5 protein-coding genes are annotated in these 22380 nt (G+C 39.4%); 2 read left to right on the plus strand and 3 right to left on the minus strand.

Features of this window, described 5'->3' with window-relative positions; genetic code table 11:
- Window positions 1-67: 67 nt before the first annotated feature.
- The 3 genes from ACR5KR_RS04885 to ACR5KR_RS04895 form a co-directional block, all read right to left on the minus strand.
- Window positions 68-3910, minus strand: coding sequence for a non-ribosomal peptide synthetase (locus ACR5KR_RS04885; protein ID WP_448265684.1), 3843 nt, complete (start codon window positions 3908-3910; stop codon window positions 68-70).
- A complete protein-coding gene (locus ACR5KR_RS04890) occupies window positions 3907-11862 on the minus strand; it encodes an amino acid adenylation domain-containing protein (protein WP_448265685.1) in 7956 nt (2651 codons plus the stop codon). Before ACR5KR_RS04890 ends, ACR5KR_RS04885 begins: the two co-directional genes overlap by 4 nt.
- Before the next feature lie 210 nt (window positions 11863-12072).
- Entirely contained in the window at window positions 12073-12909 is an 837-nt protein-coding gene (locus tag ACR5KR_RS04895; RefSeq protein ID WP_448265686.1) for a hypothetical protein, read from the minus strand.
- A 1479-nt stretch (window positions 12910-14388) separates the two neighbouring features.
- On the opposite strand from ACR5KR_RS04895, the gene ACR5KR_RS04900 reads away from it, so the two are divergent.
- Together ACR5KR_RS04900 and ACR5KR_RS04905 are read left to right on the plus strand one after the other, a co-directional pair.
- Window positions 14389-21018, plus strand: coding sequence for a beta-ketoacyl synthase N-terminal-like domain-containing protein (locus ACR5KR_RS04900; protein WP_448265687.1), 6630 nt, complete (start codon window positions 14389-14391; stop codon window positions 21016-21018).
- Window positions 20999-22342: a beta-ketoacyl reductase gene (locus tag ACR5KR_RS04905; protein ID WP_448265688.1), complete on the plus strand. Its 1344-nt coding sequence runs from the start codon at window positions 20999-21001 to the stop codon at window positions 22340-22342. The genes ACR5KR_RS04900 and ACR5KR_RS04905 overlap by 20 nt, the downstream gene beginning before the upstream one ends.
- Window positions 22343-22380 lie beyond the last annotated feature (38 nt).

Below are 22380 nucleotides of genomic sequence, written 5' to 3' on the forward strand. Positions count from 1 at the left end.
GAGTTAGAAAAACTGTTTCGAGCGACTGCATACCTAGAATCGCTAAAGTATTTTGAATTATAAATTCTCAATTTTGACTGAGAATCGCATTAATAATAGTGGCGTTTTGATTGAGATAGGGAGGATCGATCATTTCCCGATGAACACCAAATGCATAATAATTGATTCGTTCTCCCCTTGTAGCTTGTATCCAATCATCTTCGTAATCGTAGTTGCCTTCAGCACGAATGAGATGAATATTTGCATCAATCTGCAAATTTTTTAGGTCTGAATGCCAAAGAAAATTGAAGTATTCCCAAACTTGATTGTAGGTGCGATCGCGTAACTTTTGATTCTCCATAAAGTAACGTCTTAATTCTTGGCGTTTGGGATTTAATAAGAAACCATCAACACCTTCTATAATTTCTGACATTTGGGCTTTTTTAACTTCACGGCCGTCTCTATAGGTATCTAATAAAATGACATCCGAAACTCTGCGATCGCGACTTTCTAACTTTTGAGCCATCAACATTGCCAAAAAACCACCTGCTGAATGTCCCATCAATTTTATGTTTTGATTTTGTGCTAGGCGATCTATTAATTCTGCATATTTTTCTAAAGTTGCTTCCTCGGCAATATACCTGAAAGTATAGATAGCATAATCTGTTAAATAATCAGCTAATTTTGCGTAAGCTGCGGCAAAACCAAGGGCCGGTGGAAATATAAAAACAGCTTTTTCTCGTGTTTTATTAAAAACTACATAAGGACGTTCTTTAGGTTGAATATTCATCTCTTTGACGTAGATGATATACTCACTCAATTCTGCTATTGTAGGTTTTTCATAAATTATTGACAAAGGAATGTCAATTTCCAATTCTTGATAAATTAGTGCCATGAGATTCATGGCTTGTAATGAGTGACCACCTAAATCAAAAAAGTTATCATTTACTCCTACCTTTGATACTTGCAGGACTTGTTGCCAAATATTTGCTAAGATGCTTTCTGAGTAATTACGTGGAGCTAAATAAGATGATTCTACTATCGATGTTTCATCGGGTTTAGGCAATTTTTTCCGGTCTATCTTGCCATTCGGATTTAATGGCATAGTTGACAACATTACAAAAGCTGAAGGTATCATGTAAGCTGGCAATTTATGCTGTAAGAAACGACGCAGATCGCTAGGGGTTAATGACTGGTCTTTTCTAACTACATAAGCTACTAACCGTTGATTTTCATGCAGAATGACGACTGTTTGTTCTACTTGGGGATTAGTTTCTAAAACCGATTCTATTTCTCCTAATTCAATACGTAAGCCGCGCAGCTTGACCTGGCTATCGATGCGACCAAGATATTCAATATTCCCATCTGGTAAATAACGAGCTAAATCTCCAGTTTTATACAATTTACCATTACCAAAAGGATTAAAAATAAATTTTTGGGCAGTTAATTCTGGTCTGTTGAGGTAGCCTCTAGCTAAAGAAGCGCCTCCAATATGCAATTCTCCAGGAATGCCAATAGGAACTGGTTGGAGATGAGAATCAAGGATATAAATTTGGGTATTGGCAATAGGGCGACCAATAGGAACTATTTGATAATTAGACTGTGGCGTACACTGCCAGAAAGTGGCATCAACTGCTGTTTCTGTTGGCCCGTAAAAATTGTACAATTCACAATCACACTGCTCAAAAAAGCGTTGTGTCAGTTCATAAGATAGTGCTTCTCCACCACAAAATACTCGCTTTAAACAACGGCAATCTTCTAAGTTAGATTCCTGAAGAAAAACTCGCAGCATTGAGGGAACAAAGTTGATTTGAGTAACTTGTTCTTGGGCAATTAAATTAATTAAATAAGCAGTATCTTTATGACCTTCAGGTTTAGCCACTACTAAAGTAGCCCCAGCTATTAAAGACCAGAAAATTTCCCAAACTGAAACATCAAAACTAAAGGGAGTTATTTGCAGAATGCGATCGCTTGCTGTGAGTGGATAAGCATCTATAGTTCGTAATAAATTATTGCAAATGCCTTTATGGATATTCATTACTCCCTTTGGCTTACCTGTAGAGCCAGAGGTATAAATCACATAAACCAAATTTTCCCATGTCACTTGGCTGATAGGATTCTGCTGGCTATATTTAGCAATTACTTGCCAATCACTATCTAAACACAGCACCTCGGCTTGATTTTCTGGTAAAGAACCTACTAAGGACTGCTGGGTAAGCAATATAGAAACTGCCGAATCTGAGAGCATATAAGCTAAACGTTCTGCTGGATAGCTAGGATCTAGGGGTAAATAAGCTCCTCCTGCTTTTAAAATACCTAATATTCCTATTACCATTTCCAGGGAACGCTCAACAAAAATTCCTACCAACACTTCTGGTTCTACGCCTTTTTCTCGTAAACAGTGAGCTAATTGATTTGCTTGCTCATTCAACTGTTGGTAGGTCAATTTTTGACCTTCAAATATTACCGCAACTGCATTAGGGTGAAGTTTTACTTGTTCTTCAAATATCTGATGGATACATTTCTCTTGAGGATAGGTAACTTCTGTATTATTCCATTGAGTTAGTAATTGATAGCCTTCTTCAGGAGTTAGTAAATTGATTTGTGACAATTGGCAATCGGGATTCTTAACTACTGCCTGAATTATTTGTAAAAAGTGACCGCTCATTCTCGCGATCGTCTCTTCTCGAAACAGATCGGCTTCGTATTCTATGACCAATCTTAAATCGTTGGCATCTTCAAACAGACTCCAACTCAAATCGAATTGAGCCGTTCGTGGTGTCAACGGGTATGTTTTATGTTCAATTCCCGGAATTTTCATCACTGCTTTACTATCTTTACTAAGCAGTGAAAACATCACATCGAATAAAGGATTTCGTGATAAATCTCGTTCTAAATCCAGGGCAGATACTAATTTATTAAAAGGATAATCGCTATATTCATAAGCATCGAGGCAAGTATTTGTTACTTCTGCCAATGCTTGTTTAAAAGTTCCCGCTTCTGGGAGTGAAGTTCTTAAAGCTAGGGTGTTAACATAAAATCCGATTTGGTTTTCTAGGTCTGGATGATTGCGTCCAGAAATAGGTATGCCAATGACTAAATCATGCTGCCCTGTGTAACGATAGAGTAATATTTTAAATAAAGTTAAGAGAGTTATAAATAGAGTTGTATGATTTTGAGCAGCAAAAGAGCGTAATTTATCGCCGATATTCTGACTGAAATTATAAGTATATACACCAGCTTGAGAAGATTTAAATTGCGGTCTGGGAAAGTCGGTAGATAAGTTGAGTATGGGTGGTTGTTCGGCAAAGCGATCGCACCAATAACTATGTTGTTCTTTTACCTCCTCACTTTCTAACCACTGATTTTGCCATGCAGCATAATCCTTATATTGCAATGGTAGTGGAGGTAAGACGGCAGTTTTTTTCTGCGTGTAAGCAGAGTATAAAGTAACGAACTCTTGGAAAAGGATATCGAGCGATCGCGCATCCCCAATAATATGATGTATGGTCAAGCCAAACAAAAATTCCTCTGACTCGATCTGCACTAATAAAACTCGCATTAGAGGTAACTTTTCTAAATCAAAGCGCGAGTTAGCTGATTCTTGAATTAAGGTATCAGCTACGGCCTCAACATCTTTTTGCCCTCTTAAATCTTGAAAATTTATTAATTTTTCTGTAGGCAATTTTTCATGCAAAATTTGCTGAATATCACCTGCGACACTTGTAAAAGTAGTTCGCAAAATTTCGTGGCGACTCACAAGTTGTTGAAAGGCTTCTCTAAATGCTGAAATATCTAAGCTGCCATTGATTCTCATTGCCAGCCTAATATTGTAAGCGCTAGAATATTCATCTATATGGTGCAGAATCCACATCCGCCTTTGAGCGTGGGATACTTCGTAATATTGTTGATTCGGTAGTGACTTTATCATTTGTTTTGTCGTGATTGAATCAAATCAGCTTGAGCTTTTAAAGTATTTTGAGTAAATATTTCTCGTAATCGCAGTGCAACTCCAAAGCGATTGCGGATATGCGACACTAAGCGCATTGCTTTTAAACTATTTCCTCCTAATTCAAAAAATGACTGATTCGCGTCACTCACCTCTACCTCTAATAATTCACTCCAAATTGAAGCTAATAAAGTCTCTTGTGGATTAAAGTTAGTAATTAGATGATTGTTTTGAACAATATTTGCTTCTACTTTTGGTAGTGCTAGACGATTGATTTTGCCATTTGGCAATAATGGAAACTCGGCCAACTGCATCAAATAAGTTGGCTGCATATAAATCGGCAAAACTTGTTTTAATTGGCTGCTAATATGTTGATGATTTACAGCATTCTTTGCTTGATAATATGCAATAACTGTCACCGATTCTTCTTGTTTCTCAGCAATTACCAGTGCTTTTTCTACACCATCAATAGCAGCCAGTGCATCTTCAATTTCTCCTAACTCAATCCGTATTCCATTCAACTTCACTTGGTTATCGCTGCGTCCTATCACCTCCACCGTCAAATCGGGTAGCAGTCGTCCCAAGTCTCCTGTGCGATAAACTACATCAGCGCCGTTATTCAAAGGATTGGGTACAAAAACAGAATTGGTTAAACTTTCATCTTGGTAATAGCCTTTTGTTAAATAAGGCGACTTGACAAAAATTTCTCCCACTTCTCCGACAGCACAGGGACGAGTTTCATCAATGACTGCAAACGCCGCCTCTGGTAATGTTTTACCTCCAGGAACTCGTGCATAAGTAATTTTATTTGGGTCGGGAATCCGATAAAAATGCTTGACAAAAGTTGTTTCACTTGCACCATAAATATTCACAAATTCTGTTTGAGAACCAAAAACCTGATGCCATTCACACAGTTCTTTGGTAAATAAAGGTTCTCCTCCCAACACCAAAACTTGTAAGTTTTTTAGTAACTGGTCAGCATTAACTAAATTGCGACCGATATTTAAAAATACGCGCATTACCGAAGGTACGGTGTGCAGTAAGTTAATCTGCCACTCTCCCAACTTTAATAACAAACGCTCCGAATCTTCGCGGTCTGTGCTATCTGGAATATAGAGAGTACCTCCAGAACATAAAGTGACGAGAGTTTCTCTAAGGTAAGCATCAAAGTTAATTTTTGCAATTTGCAGACAGCGCCAGTTTTGATTAATCCCAAATTCTAGTTTTTCCCAGTTGATAAAGTGACGCAAACTGCCATGACTACCAAGTATGGCTTTGGGTTCACCTGTTGACCCGGAAGTAAACATAATATAGTTAGAATCATCAGCTTCAGGCAGAATTAGAGCTTTTTCATCATTACTTGCTACTACAGGCAAGCATTGATAAATTGTGCCATTCCACTGATAGTATTGCTGAATCTCATGGGCAGTTGCTACCAATATATGAGGTGGTTTTGGTAATACTGCCAGTTGAGGTTTGACACTATCTAAATTTTTGCGATCGACCACTATAATGGCGGGGGATGTTTTAAGCATCATGCGTGAATAACGTTCTTCTGGTTCATCCAAACGCAGAGGTAAATAAATTCCCCCAGCTTTAAATACTGCTAGCATTGCTAATACTTGACGGTAATCTCCTTCAAGCATTACGCCACAAATAATATCCTTTTGAATGCCTAAATCTTTAAAGATGTTCGCCCAAGAGTTAGTGAGTATATCTAATTCTAGATAACTAAATTCTCCACCCGGATAAAGAATTGATGTTTTATCTGGTAGGGCTTTTACTTGGTCGATAAAATCATAGATGACTGTGCGTGTTTCTAAGCGCGGAATTGGTTTTGTAAAGCTTTCGATAAAAGCTGTTTCTGCGGCTGACAAAAGAGGTATTTTACAAACTGGTTGGCTGGGATTTACTACCATTTCTAGAAGTAGTTTATCCAAATGTCTCAGAGCTTGTTGTATCCTCTCAGCTTGGAATATATCTGTATTGTAAATTAGAGCTAAACTGAGTTCGTTGTTCTGCTCAATAAAAACAAAAGAGAGGTCAAATTTGTTTAGATCGTCTAGCGAACCTAGAGATTTTATCTGTACTTCTTCTACAGGTTGACTAATGTTTTGCAGAAGTACCAACACATCGAACAAAGGTGTGCGGTTAATTTCACTGGAATTTGCCAGTTCTTTTACCAAAATATCAAACGGATAAGCAGAATGTTCCAATGCCTCGGTAACAGTTTGACGAACTTTAATTAGCAGATTTTGATATCCTCGATCTGGTTCTATTTCATCACGGATAACAACTGTATTCAAAAATTGGCTGGGAGATGCAAGTTGATAATTATTGCGAGTGGTAATCTCTGTGCCAATAGCAATATCGTGCTGACCGCTGTAGCGATAAAGTAATACTTTTACTACCGCCACAAGCCCCATAAATAAAGTAGTTTCTGTTTGATTACAAATCGTTCGTAAACCAGAGACAATTTCTGGTTGAAATGTCCAGTTTAAACGAGAAACATTGAATGTTTTTGTAGGCGGACGATGGAAATCTGTAGGTAAGTGAACGCGGGGTAGTTGCCCATCGTTAAGTTGCTGTCGCCAATAATCTAGATGTTTTTTATGTTTTTCAGTTGGCAAAATATTGCTTGACCACACTGCATCAGTATTCAACTCAATTTGTTGTATTGACTGGCTTTGTTGAGCATGAGATATTGCAGTTTTGTCTGGTTCTAGAAGATGTAAAGTGAAAGATTCATAGCGTTGTGAAGGGTCACTAGCTATTGCCGCCAGGGTACTAGTGTAATAATCGCCAATGGCGATCGCCTGTTCTTGACACAACTCGCTGGCATTGTATTTTAGAGTTAAATGTATCTGGGACGAGAAGAGATCCAAACTAAAGTGGACTCCCAGAGTAAAGTTTGTTTTTCCCAGAAACTTGCTATCTAATACCTGTAGACCTGGCAGCCCTAAGATACTCTGGTAAACGTGAAAATGGGTAAAGTTAAACGATGTTTCAAATAAAGGCTGACCGCCTAAATTCCACTGCAAATCAGCTAGGGGATATCGTCGGAAAGGTAGGGATTCTCGTTCAGCCTTGAATGTCTCTTGCATCAAGTCTATCCAAGTACCTCCCAAAAGTTGCAAACGCAATGGCAAAGTATTCAGAAAAAGTCCCAGTACTCGCTCTCCATCAGCCTCCTCTGGTCTACCATTAGATACCATACCTGTTAAGACATCGGACTGATTAAAAAGCACACTTAACACTTTCATGTGTGCCGCTAAAAGTACGCTTTTGAGGGTAACTCCTGCCTTATTTGCTATCTGTTTTAAACCTTGAGAAACTGTTAGAGATAGGGTTACTTCCTGAGTACCTAATGTACCTAATTCAGGTTCATGTGAGTGATAGGATTGAGGCCAACGAGGCAACTTTGTAATAGTAATACCGTTAAGTTTTTCCAACCAATGTTGTCGGCACTCTTGGGAATTGAGGGCTTTTTGTTCTAAAGCAATAAAGTCTCGGAATCCGATGCCTACGGCGGGCTGTGCCAACGCAGGTGATGGATTGAGAGGGAGAATTTCTTCACTTAAGAAGGATAAATATCTTTGCAGTAATTCAGTGAATAGTAAGCCTACACTCCATCCGTCGAGAATAGCGTGGTGTTCGATCAAAGTTAGCTGAAATGTCTCATCGCTGCGGCGATGGATATGAAAGCGTAATAGAGGAGGACTATCTAAACGAAAATTTTGTTTTCTTTCGGCTGCAAACCAAGCATCCAAAATACTTTCTTGGTCAGCGACAGATAAATGGCGCAGATCCTCTACTACCAAGGGAACACGAACTATGCGCCTAACTAACTGCAACGGCTCGCTGAAGTTGCTGACATCGAAAAAAGTCCGCAGTACAGAATGATTAGCAACAAGTTCTTGTACAGCTATTCGCCATTTTGATTCGTCGAAAACAACTCGCAGATGAAAACTGTTGACGTTGTGATAGACAGCAGAACCAGGACTGTACTCGCTGTGAAACAACATCCCCATCTGAAGTCTGGCAAGAGGATAAGCATCTTCTATATTGTCAGGTAACTTGAGGCGGTCTTGTTCGCAGATGAGAGCTAACGGCTGGACTTTTTCTGTGATTCTATTACCAATCTCCGCTGTGGCGAGGTTTTGCGTCAGTTCGTAAATCGTCTGATGTAAAAACATCTGTTGAACTGAGAAGTGCAAACCTCTTTCTTTAGCTAGGGCTAAAACTTGAATACTGCGGATGGAATCGCCGCCTAAAGCAAAGAAGTTGTCGTGGATACCAACTCGTTCTAGACCAAGAATCTCAGCCCAAATGTCGGCTAGTACCTGTTCTTCTAGAGTTCGAGGGGCAACAAAAGCTTTTTCCAAGTCTGCTCTAGTTGTCTGGGGTGCTGGTAGAGCGCGGCGGTCAACTTTGCCGTTGGATGTTAGCGGTAGTGCCTCCAGCGTTACAAAGGCGGAGGGAATCATATAGTCGGGAAGAGACTGTTTGAGGAAACTGCGTAGCCGTGGGACTAGCTGGCGAGTTAATTTACCCTGCAAAGGATTATTGGCATAGTGACTCCAGGGTTTGAGTTGGGGCGTTTCCCTAAGTAGAGGTAGTATTCCATGAGATATTAGCCCTAGCGATCGCCTGCTAAACACAACATCATAACAATCATTCGTCCCTGTATCCGACCAGCTAATGTCGATGGTATAAGGTAACTCATCACTCAAGCTCCAAAAGTCTTCAGGTTCTATGCCTTCTTGCTGGGTGAGAGCTTCTAAATCTTGAACTAGACCGCCGACTGTGGCTGGTTTTTCATCCCTTGCCAGTAGTTCTAAGAGCTTGACTTGTTTCCAAACACGTGCATTAGGAACGTTTTTGACGATCGCAATCTCTGGTGTCTCTAGTAAAAGTTGGCGAAGCGAGGGCAATGTCAGTTCATCTTGCTGCCAGTCCCAACACTGAGGCTCAATTGAGGCAGAAACCCTGTCTCCTACACAGAGAATCACATCATAGCGGAACCGTGTCAGCTCATTGCGATCGCGACCTCGTTTGAGCTGAATTTGCACTCGGCTGATTTGCGGTAGATGCTGCACAAGAGCATTAAAGAAGGCCGGGTCAATTACTAGTTCTTGGTCTTCTTGGAGATTTTTTTGTACGCGCTGCCACCAATCTTCTGTCGGTAGCTCCTGGGATGTCTGGTACAGCATGACATCGGCATGGAAGGCTGACAGTAAGGGTAGACTACGCACATCCCCCACAAAGATAAAGCCCCCTGGAGCTACCATCTTCACTGCACCTTCTAAGACACTTACCAGATAATCAATGCTGGGAAAATACTGAACAACTGAGTTGAGGATAACTGTATCAAATGTGTTGGCTTCAAAACCCTCAAAGTCGTGGGCTGGTTTGTTGATTAGCTGCACCTGTGACCAATCGCTGCCACGTTTTTGCATTTCCATCTCCACATAACGGATAGCATTGTCGGAAATGTCAGTGCCACAGTAACGCAAGCATTGGGGAGCAATTCTAAACAGCAGCATCCCCGTACCGCTGCCAATTTCCAGCACCCGCTGAGGCTGCAAAGCCAGAATCCGCTCAACTGTAGAGTCCAACCATTGACCCATTTGTGCTTGAGGAATGGGTAGACCTGTGTAGCTGTCGTTCCAGCCGATAATATTGAAGGTTGAGTCTTGAGTGGGAGCATTTTGGCGATAAGTATCGTTAAATACCTGTTGCCATTGTGATATCTGCTCGTTTTGGGATTGGTTCTCACCTACTTGATTTGAAGATTTGGCAACTATATAAGCTACTAGGCGTTTGTCTCCTGGTTGGTCAGTTCGGGCGATTACCACCGCTTCCCGCACCTCTGGATGTTTTAGCAGTGCGGCTTCAATTTCTCCCAATTCGATGCGGAAACCGCGAATCTTAACTTGATTATCGATGCGATCGAGATATTCAATGTCTCCATTTTCTAAATAGCGGGCTAGGTCGCCAGTTTTGTATAACCTTGCTTCTGGTTCGTCGCTAAACGGATTAGTAATGAACCGCTCTGCTGTCAGTTCTGGACGATTTAGATAGCCGCGAGCCAACCCAGCACCACCAACATACATCTCACCCCCGATGCCGATAGGTACAGGTTTTAGCTGTTCATCCAGGATGTACAATTGCAAATCGGGAATCGGGGAACCAATTAGGCTCTTGCTATTGTTAACATCTGCTATTGTTAGCGGTCGATAGGTAACATGGACGGTTGTTTCTGTGATCCCGTACATATTTACTAATTGGGGAGAGCGTTGGCAAAGCCCGCCGCAGGCATCGCCATATCGCTCAAACCAGGGTTTCAAACTTTGCGGCTCTAGAGCTTCGCCGCCGAAGATGACTAGACGTAAGCTCAGTTTCGATTCTTGATTTTCCGCCAGTTCTTCCACCCGGATCAGTTGGCGAAAAGCAGATGGCGTTTGGTTGAGAACTGTGACTTGCTCTTGGCGCAGCAAGGTGTGAAAAGCTGAGGAATCGCGGCTTACCCAGTAGGGTACGATCGCCAAACGTCCACCATACAGCAAAGCACCCCAGAGTTCCCAAACGGAAAAATCGAAAGCAATTGAGTGGAATAGTGTGAAGACATCACTTGCACAAAAGTGATACCAAGACTGAGTGGCTGCAAATAAACGAGTCACATTTTGGTGATTAACTAACACACCCTTGGGTTTTCCTGTAGACCCAGAAGTGTAAATTACATAAGCCAAGTTATTTGGCTGGACACCACTAACTAGATTCTCTCGACTGCAAGAATTAATTACTTGCCAATCTGTGTCTAAACACACCACTGTTGCTTGATTTCTTGGTATTGATGCTAACAGCGATTTCTGAACGAGCAACACTGGTACTGCTGCATCTTGAAGCGTGTAAGCCAGACGTTCTGCTGGATAGCTGGGGTCTAATGGCACATAAGCTCCCCCCGCTTTTAAAATTCCCAACAGTCCCACTACCATTTCTAGGGAACGCTCTATGCAAATACCTACCAGTACCTCTGGTTTTACGCCTAGTGTTTGCAAGTAGTGCGCTAACTGATTAGCTTGCTCATTTAACTGTCGATAGGTCAATTGCTGATTTTCAAATACTACCGCTACTGCATCGGGATTCCGCTCTACTTGCTCTTCAAATAGTTGATGAATGCATTTTTGGGGATATTGAATTTCTGTATTATTCCATTTTTTCAGTAATTGATGACGCTCTTGTGTTGTTAATATGTCAATTTCTGACAATTCACAATCAGGATTAGCTGTAACAGTTTCCAAGATTTGCAGAAAATGTCCCAGCATTCTCTGGATAAAATCTCGATGAAAAGCATCTTTGGCAAAAGTTACAGAAACAGCAGTATCTCGTTCATCAATTTCAAAGACTAATTGAAAGTTGTTTAATAAAGAACTGCGACTGCACAATCCCTCTTGGATCAAAGCAATGTCAAAAATTGCTGCTGGATTTCCGCCTCTTGCAAGAAATGTTTCGAGAAAAGCATCAATATCATAGCTTTGGTAGCGATATCCTTCTTGTAGCTCACTGCGGATTGTTTTTAATAAATCCTTAAATGATGTGAGTTTTTGACCAGAGAATCGGGAGAATATTAGGCTATCAGACTTATGTAGATTTAAAGCTCCCGTTGCCACAACAAACTCTTCTTGAGCAGTATATTTAAATATTAAAAATTTAATAGCTGATAGATATAAAGCAAGTTTATTAACCGGAGAATTAGCAGTCAAACGATATATACTATCACGTATATTTACAGATATAATATTAATTAATTTTTCTTGATGCTCTATTCGATCCTGATTTACACTGTTAAATAAAGGTGTGACTGGCTGGATTTCTCGAAGTTGTCGAATTTGGTAATCTAATGCAACAAGATGTGATTCTGCTACTTCCATACAAATCTCCGTGAATTGTGTTGCACATTTAGAGCCTATTTATCAAGTAAATATTAAGTAGGGGAGGCAAAAAGCGGCGTGGATGTTCCTCCCGCTTTATTGCCGTTGTGTTAGGGCTATGCAAAGATTTGGGAGTTTGAGACTAGCCGTAACGCACCATTTTTCTCGGTGCGTTAAGCGTTGCGATAACGCACCCTACAATTTAAAGTTTTAAGTTGTGTAAGCAGCAATTGAGCCTGCAACTAAATTAGCCTCTTCCAAAATTGGAGCAGGAATTTCAGGTATCGGGCAATCTTCAGGAAATATATTATTCCAGAGCCTAATAAACTTTCTAGCCATATCTGGTCGAGTTTGTTCGAGTAATTTGAGTTGATATTGCAATTGTGAATTCAATTTTTCCAGATATTGCTGCAACTGTTGAGGTGCTTCTGAACCGTAAAGGCGAACAAACATTCGATAGATATTCATCACATTACGTTCTATATCTTCTTTGTATGATTTTAAGTCACATCCAATTTCTGCAATTTGCTCTGCGATGCGGTAGATTCCTAACATTTCTTCATCAGATTGACTAGTTAACTTAAAAAATAGCCGAGTTAAAATATAATAATCAAAAGCTTTACCTATACATACGGAGTCAATGTCTGCTTGTGTAGGTATCTTTCCAGAACAAAACTGCGTTTCCAAGCTGTAGTATGTTAATCCTTGTTGAAGCCGAGTTTCTAATGCGTCATCAAATAAGTTTAGCTGGGTTAATACGTTTCGCAACACTGAAACGTTTTTATTAATATCTTCATGAATTTCGTTATCTTCATCAATCTGATAGATTATGGATTCAACGAATAGTAATAGAGGCATGATGCCAGCGATATCAGCTTCAGAAACGTTGTAGATTGGAAGTAAGTAATTTCCCCAAGACTGAAGAAGTTTAACAGATTTTTGAATTGCCTTATACGAGAGGGTGGGTATTACTTGGTTATTGTTTGTAACTGAATTATATGGCTCATTGAGAATATCAATTTTGAGTTTGAATATAGAAGGTATCATTGCTTTACTCCAATTAAAAAAATGAAAAAATAATTTAATTTCTGATTTTTATAATTTTTATGAAAATCGTTCGGTTTTTATGAATGTTTTCCAACAAATTTGCGATTTCAACTGCTTTATTAAATCTTAAAAGTTTAATGCAAAATTTAACTCTAATTTGGCGTATATAACCATTTGATTGCTAAAAAACATAAAAATATTTAGAACAATCGCAAAAATTGTCCTCATTATTCTTTGATCGAGTAGCTTGCCTGATTATTTAATTAAATTCTTAATCAACTCTTGTGATTGAGTAACTAGTGGTAAGTACTAGAACCATAAAGCTTAAATTTACACCATAAGCGTTTGGGAAACAATAAGTAATTCGGAAAAAATTTCATCTATTTTTCACGCTAGGATTCAACTCAGAGCCAAAATGCTTGTATCAATAAGAATTGTATACAGTTAACTTCTTTGTAAACTTTTTTTGAGTAGAGAGCGATCGCAAATTTTTGTATCCTCTATCTACTAAAGCTTACATAGCTACTAAATCCAGGTTAATTAAATAGCTAGCGATCGCTGTGGGATATATAGTTATGTTGTTTTTACTTTTTAGTTTGACCATTCTTTAACTCAAGCTAAGTTTAATATAACAGCAATTTTCACTGCGATAATTGCGTTTAATAAAAAATCTCAATTGTTAACCAGTTAAGACAGTTAAGACAGTTAAGACAGTTAAGACAGTTAAGACAGTTAAGGAAAAATATATTGATTTGGTATTGCATATTTATCTTAGTAGTGAGATGATATTTGAATTTAAATATCAAAAAATCTCCAATTATACATAAGTTGTAATGAATGTCAGACCTACATCATCGGTGAGAGGTTAAAATAATATTACTTTTGTCAATCAGAAATTATGCTGAAAATTTGGGGAAAGCAGAAGTATTAAGTGAACTATTGTACTTAATTTTGAGCGCGACAATGAATGATACGGATCGAGATTATGCGATGCCTGCCTAAAAATTCCGTTCTCAACCCCAATTTTGGCAAGATATTAAGTACGATTGCTTATTGACAAATTGGATCTGACCTTAATCTCTCACGAATGGGACTACATAAGTTGTGAAAACAAGAAGTAAAACTGTTTAGAAAAATCTATAAAAAATTTAATAGTAAAAGTTACAATTTTTTTTTATAGCAAACGGTTGATTTTATCAGTAATAATATAGACTTAGTAATGAGCATTAAACAAATGGAAGGTTGTTTTAAGTTATGCAGAATTTTATTTCGCTGTAAACAAATGACAACATAACTAAAACAAATATTATAATTTTACCTACTCAAAGATTACCTCAAACAAAAAGACTTTAATAGACAAAATCTAGCTTAAATAACGAAAGTTTAAATTGACAAAATAAAAATCCACCAGTATGTAAAACATTAAAAGAAAAATCTTGAGTCAAGTAATTACCTAATCAACACTTGCCATTAAAGTATATGCACCCACAAATTAAGAAGCTCATCGACACTAATTTGCATGAACAATCGCATCAGAAACCTGAGCAAGAAAAAATTTTGAGAAATTCCATTAGTTTTGGTGGGCAATTAGAAGATAACTGGCGGACTCTCTCGGAAGCATTAATTGATGCTGCCAAGTACGATCGAGGAATTACATACATTAGAAATGACGAGACAGAATATTTTCAAACTTATAAAGATTTATATAACGACGCTCTCACTATCTTAAATGGGCTTTATCAGCGCGGGCTGAAATTAGGGGATAAAGTTATATTGCAAATTGGCCGAAGCCAAGATTTTATTCCAGCACTTTGGGCTTGTTTTTTAGGTGGGATTATCCCTGCACCTCTGAGCATTGCTCCCAATTATGATATAAAAAATGCCGCAGTTAAAAAACTTGAGAATGTCTGGCAGATTTTAGATAAACCGATTATCTTATCAGATTGTGAATTAATTAGCGAAATAGAAAAACTAACTACTCAATCTCATCTAAAGGAATTGCGAGTAGTATCGATAGATGATTTACGAAGTCATCAATCTCTATCAAACCAACAGTCGGCTGATGAATTACCCAATCTTGCACCACTAGATCCGGCGTTGTTACTATTTACTTCTGGTAGTACAGGTCTACCCAAAGGTGTGATGTTACATCATCGCAACCTTTTATCTATGTCCGCCGGTACAGTGCGGATGAATAATTTTACACAACAAGAAGTTACGCTAAATTGGATGCCCTTAGACCATGTGGGGGCAATAGTATTTTTAGGAATTATGGCTGTGGATTTGGCTTGTCATCAAATTCATGTGCCAATTGAATTGATTCTGCGTCAACCACTCAAATGGTTAGACTTGATTCAAAAGCATCAAGCGACTATCTCTTGGGCCCCTAACTTTGCATTCTCCTTAATTAATCAGCACGCCCAAGAACTTAATCAGTCTTGCTACGATCTCTCCTCAATCAAATTTTTAGTTAATGCCGGAGAGCAAGTTTCAGTCAAAACTATTCGCTTGTTTTTAGAACTTCTAGCAAAACATCAATTACGAGATAGAGTAATTAAACCAGCATTCGGGATGACTGAATCGTGTTCTGGAATTACTTGGTCAGCAGGTTTAAGCAAAGATGAACTGATAGAAGAGAATAGTTTTGTATCTCTAGGACAGCCGATTCCGGGAGCTACTATTCGGATTATTGACCAAGAACAAAATGTTTTGCCAGAAAACGAAGTTGGAAGACTTCAGATTAAAGGCCCTTCTGTGACTGAAGGATATTATAATAATCCCGAACTCAACCAAGAAGTGTTTGCAGATGGAGGTTGGTTTACTACAGGAGATTTAGGTTATCTGCACAATGGGGAGTTAGTTATTACTGGTAGAGAAAAACAAGAAATTATTATTAACGGCATTAACTATTTTGCCCATGAAATTGAAACAACCATAGAAGAATTAGATGGTGTAGCTATTTCATATACAGCTGCTTTTGCAGTTTTCGACCAAAATCGAGAAACAGATTTATTAATTATTACTTTTAGTCCCGAATCAAATAATCTTGAGCATTCGGTAAAATTAGTCAGACAAATTCGCAGCCATTTAACGCAGAAAGTAGGAATTGCGCCTGCTTATGTCATCCCCTTGGAGGCTGAGTTAATTCCGAAAACATCTATTGGTAAAGTTCAAAAAGCTAAATTAAAAAAAGATTTTGAACAGGGATTATTTAGCGATCGCATCCAAGCAATCAATGAATCTTTAGCTAGCGATCGCCAAAACAACCCCAGCTTACCACAGTCTGAAAATGAACGCCAAATCGCAGCAGTTTGGTGTGAAGTTTTGCAACTTTCGTCAGTCGGTTTACACGATAACTTCTTTGAATTGGGAGGACATTCTCTACACTTAATTCGCGTCCAAAATCAATTAGAAAAACTTTTTGGTCGCCAGTTGCCCATAGCGGAAATGTTTAAAAATTCTACAGTTGCTACATTAGCTTGTTTCTTAACTGAAGAATCTAATTCCCCAAAGGCTATAGAAGAAAAAAGTCGCAAACGCGCCGCAAACCGTTCGCGTCACCAGAATGCAACTCATGATATTGCCATTATTGGTATGGCAGGACGATTTCCTGGAGCGAATAACATAGATAGTTTCTGGGAAAATCTCAAAAACGGAGTCGAAACAATATCTTTCTTTTCAGAAGAAGAATTACTAGAGTCGGGAGTTTCTCCTGAACTTTTCCAGCAGCCTAACTATGTCAAAGCCAGACCAATTCTTGACAAAGCAGAGTGTTTTGATAGCGACTTCTTTGGATACACAGATAGAGAAGCAGAATTGCTCGACCCACAGCAACGTTTACTGCTCCAATCTAGCTGGGAGTGTTTAGAAAACGCCGGTTACAATCCGATCTCATATCAGGGAGCGATCGGGATGTTTGCTGGAGCAAGCATGAACACCTACTTTATCAATAATTGCTATCCAAATCGCGGTCAATTAGATAGCAATGACGAATTACAACCCTTCACATTAGATTCGATGGGAGGGTTCCAAACGATGGTGGCTAACGACAAAGACTATTTGACGACGCGGATTTCTTATAAATTAAATCTGCGCGGCCCTAGTGTTAACGTCCAAACAGCCTGTTCCACCGGACTAGTAGTTGTGCATCTGGCTTGTCAAAGTTTGCTGAATGGTGAAAGTGACATGGCTTTGGCTGGAGCTGCTTCTGTTAACTCTCCCCAAAAAATCGGTTATTTGTATCAAGAAGGTTTGATTGTATCTCCAGATGGGCATTGTCGCGCTTTTGATGCCCAAGCAAATGGTACGATTTTTGGCAGTGGCGTTGGGGTAGTTTTACTCAAGAGATTAACAGACGCTCTAGCAGATCGCGATCGCATCTATGCTGTGATTAAAGGATCTGCTATCAATAACGATGGCGGTACAAAACTAGGATTTGCAGCTCCATCAGGAGAAGGTCAAATTTCAGTAGCAGCCGAAGCACTAGCCTTTGCCGGAGTCGAGGCTGATACTATTGGCTTTGTAGAAGCTCATGGTACAGGTACGAAACTCGGCGATCCCATCGAAATCGATGCTTTGGCCAGAGCATATAGCACTGCAAACCAGGGAGAATGTGCTTTGGGATCGGTGAAGACAAATATCGGACACATGCAAATTGCTTCTGGTATTGTTGGTCTCATCAAAGCTGCTTTGGCTCTCAAACATCAAATTATTCCCCCGACTCTACACTTCAATACTCCCAACCCCCAAATTGATTTTCCCAAGACTCCTTTTTATGTCAATACAAAAGCCATACCCTGGACTGCAAAGCAACAAGATGGCAAAGAATTACCTCGACGCGCTGGGGTTAACTCTTTAGGTATTGGTGGTGTGAATGCCCATGTCGTATTGGAAGAAGCTCCCGCCATTACTCTTCAGCAGAATCACATCAAGCGTCCTCACCATTTACTTACACTTTCTGCTAGAACCGAACAGGCTTTGATAGATTTAGCAAAAAGCTATGCAGAATTTCTTCAAAATCATCCCGAAAGCGATATCTGTGATGTCGTATTCACAGCCAATACTAGCCGGGTTCACTTCCGAAATCGGTTGGCGGTAACTGGTTCTGAAATTGATGATTTTGTCATTAAATTGCAGCAGTTTGGACAACAAGATATAGAGTCAGTAATTCACGCTCAAGTTGATGAAAAGCGTCCTCCCAAAATTGCCTTCTTGTTTACAGGACAAGGTTCGCAATATCTGGGAATGGCTGCTCAACTCTATCAAACTCAACCAACTTTTCGGCAAACTTTAGACCAATGTGAAACTATTTATCAAGAACTAACAGGTAAATCTTTACTGCAAGTTATATTTGCTAATTCTGATGTAGCTTTAAATCATACATCTTATACCCAACCAGCTTTATTTGTTGTTGAAGTAGCACTGGCTCAATTATGGCGTTCTTGGGGCATTCAGCCTACAGCAGTTTTAGGACACAGCTTGGGCGAATATGCTGCTGCTTGTTTTGCCGGAGTTTTTGATATTGCAAGTGGTTTAAAACTAATCGTACAACGAGCAAATTTAATTGGTGAATTACCCGCAGAACAAGGAGCGATGGCTGCCGTTTTCCTAGATGAAAAATCTGTGCGGCAAGCGTGCAAAAATCAGGGGATAAAAATTGCGATCGCCGCAATCAACGCCGAACAACATACAGTAATTTCCGGCGAACAAAAAATTATTCAACACCTTTGCGAACACTTTACCAACGCAGGAATTAAAGTTCGCCAACTCAAAGTTTCTCATGCTTTTCACTCACCACTCATCGCACCCGTATGCGAAGAATTTAAAAATACTCTGCAAGAGATTGACTTTGCCAAACCTCAAATTCCGATCGTCTCTAATCTGACAGGAGAAATCGCAGACGACAGCATTGTTACTCCTGAGTATTGGATTCAGCATTTGTTGCACACTGTACAATTTCATCAAGGAGTTTTGTCTCTGCAATCTTTAGGTTGTGATACTTTTATTGAAATTGGGCCGCAACCTGTTTTATTGGGAATTATTCAGTCATCAATATCTTTATCTGACCCTTTAATATTACCGAGTTTACGCTCAGGATTTGCTGATTGGGAAGTTTTGCTAGAAAGCCTTGGTAAACTTTATGTGCGCGGTGCAGATATCGATTGGTTTGGTATTCACCAAGATTACCAACCTCGAAGATGCACTTTACCAACTTATCCTTTCCAGCAACGCCGACATTGGATTCCGTTAAAAACTCAAGTACCAATTTCAGAAAAATCTGCTGTTGTCAAGATGCTGTCTCAAAAAGATACAAAAAGCTTGATGCAGACTTTACTAGAAACTGGAAATTATTCTGAAGGTGAAAAACAAACTTTATCAACAATTGTTCAACAACTAATTCAGCTACATCATCAAGACACTGGTAATTCTAATTTTGAGAACTTACTTTACCAGTTGGAATGGTTGCCTTATGCTTTTTCAGGCAAGAAATTACATAATTTAGCAACAATCCAAACTAATTTAGACTCTTATTTTGGAGAACAAATAAAATCCGCACAATTTACAGGAGTTTCTCTAGCTTTTTCCCAGATGGAAGAACTCAGTGCAGACTTTATTGTGCAAGCGTTAAAAGATTTGGAATTATGGCAAATCAATACTATCCTCTCGTCAGAAAACAGTTTACGTCAGGCTGGTATTAAAGAAGAGTATCGATTGCTATGGCATCGTTGCTTAATGATATTGGCAGAAACAGGCATTCTAGAAAAACATGGTTCTGACTGGAAAATCATCTGCGAATCGCAACAATCTCACCCTGATTTAACAGTAGATGATTTGATTGTTCAGTATCCAAATGCTCGTGTAGAATTAACACTGTTTAAGCGAGTTGCTGCCAATCTCGCAGCTATACTTACAGGGAAAATTTCTCCTTTATCCATCTTATTTTCTCAAAATGGAGAAATTGGAGCCGCAGAGTTTTATAAAGATACATCTTGGGCAGAAGTTCTTAACCTTAGTATCTCTAGAACAATTGAACTTTTATTAGCCAACTATTCTCAAGTTGAACCAATCCGAATTCTAGAAATTGGTGCGGGAACTGGAGCAACTACTCATCAAATTCTCAAAGCTTGTACTTCTCGTCAAATTACCTATACATTTACTGATATCTCGCCATTCTTTTTAGAAACTGCTAGAGATACTTTTGCTCAATTTCCCTTCATAGAATACAAGGTTTTAGATATAGAAAAAGACCCCGAACTTCAAGGTTTTTCACCCAGTTCTTATGATTTGATTATCGCGGCAAATGTATTGCATTCTACGCGGGATTTACAAGGAGAAACCTTACCCCACATTCGAGGTTTGCTGCGTCCTGGGGGACACTTATTACTCCTAGAACTTACGAATCAGTCGCGGTGGATTGATTTGATATTTGGTGTGACTCAAGGTTGGTGGCGTTTTAGCGATGCCTACGGCGGCAAGCTACGCAATTTACGCACAGATCATCCCATAATTGCAGCATCTACTTGGCAATCGATCCTCATCGAATCTGGTTTTGCTCAAGCTGAATTTATTTCTCCCGACGAAAAAATTGGCAGTCCTTTATTTCAACAAAGTATCATTGTTGCTCAAAATACTGAGAAAACTAGCGATATTTCGGGTAATTGGCTAATTTTTACTGATGAAGCCGATAATCTAGCTGTAGCCATTCAAGAACAACTAACAAAAGATTTTGGTGATTGTGCGATCGCTAATCCAGAACATAGCTTTGAGCTAGACACATCTTTGCGTGGAATTATTTATCTTGTGAATGCTGGAGAGGGCGATCGCTATGAGTCTACTTTATTCAATCGCTGTCACCATCTTTTAAATCTTCTCCAAACAATCAAAAAAATACCTCATCCTCCCAAATTATTCCTCGTTACCCAAGGCGGTCAACCCTTTAGATTAGAGCAGCCATATTTTCTTACTCAGTCTCCGCTTTGGGCGTTGGGGCGCGTGATGGCGCTAGAAGAACCACAATTATGGGGGGGGAGCGATCGACCTCGATCCCCACGCCGATCTTGCTCAAAATCTTGGCGCTTTACTCTCAGGATTGACCAACTCTGTCAGTGAAGATCAGCTTCTCTTCCGCAAAGGTCAAGCTTACGTTGCGCGTCTAGTCCCAGAGGAATCTCTACCTACAAAACCAGTTACTATCCAAGCTCAAGCAACCTATTTGATTACAGGAGGTATTGGTCATCTAGGGTTGCAACTTGCTCGTCATCTAGTTGATTTGGGTGCAAAACACCTGATTTTGACTACACGCCGTCAATTTCCACCACGAGCAGAGTGGGATTCACAATCAGAATTTGGAGAAATAATTCAAAATCTCCAGACTTTAGAACAAAAGGGAGCAGCTGTAGAAGTTTGTCAAGCAGATGTTGGAGATTTTGAGCAGATGTCGCGTATATTTGCCAACATCCAAAAAACATCTTATCCGCTCCGGGGTATTTTCCATCTTGCCGGAGTGTCAGGACGCAAAGCTAAATTAAGCGAATGTACATTAGCTGATATCGCAGAAGTTTTTCAGGCTAAAGTTCGCGGTTCTTGGAATTTGCATCAGTTATCTTTAGCAACTCAATTAGACTACTTTGTATTGTTCTCTAGCGCAGGTGCAATTTGGGGAGCTAAAGAGCAAGGTTTATACGATGCTGCTAGTCATTTCATGGATGCTTTAGCTCATTTACGTCATCTTCAAGAATTACCAGCTACTAGTTTGAATTGGGCATTATTAGCTGGAAATGGCATAGTTTCTCAAGAATATGAGGATTGGCTCAAACAAATTGGCATGAAAGAAATTGCTTTGGATAGAGCTTTTGCAGCCATGAATGCTATTATGGAATCTGGAAAAACCCAAATTTTACTAGCTGATGTAGATTGGGCACGATTCAAAAGTATTTATCAATTTAAAGGCAATAAACCAATTTTTGAAAAATTAGGAGAATACCCAAATTCAGCCAAAGAAATTCAACAGTCAACCTCTACACGTAGTCTTCTCGAAGAAATTCCCCCAGGAGAGCGTCGGGAACATTTGTTTGAATATATTGGCAAACAAGTAGCGATAATTTTGGGAAATAAACAGATGCCAGACCCCGAACAAGGATTTTTAGAAATGGGGATTGATTCTTTGCTTTCGATTGAATTGAAAAATCGCTTAGAAAAAGGATTGGAAGTGGCTTTACCTGCTTCTTTGATCTTTGATTTTCCCAATATTAGAAGATTAGTTGATTATTTGGTGGAACAGGTGTTTGGTTGCCAGGTTCATGAAAAGCAAGGGAGCGTCCCTCCACATACTTCTCATCAATCTATCAATGTTGCTCCTATTGAGCAGGAGGTTAATGAGGATTTAGTTTTACAAGAGCTTGCAGATTTGGAGGCTTTTTTGGGTAATTCTTGATTTTTTAGCTCGCACAGAGGCGCAGAGGAAGGAGAAAA

Source organism: Nostoc sp. DSM 114159 (assembly GCF_053470285.1).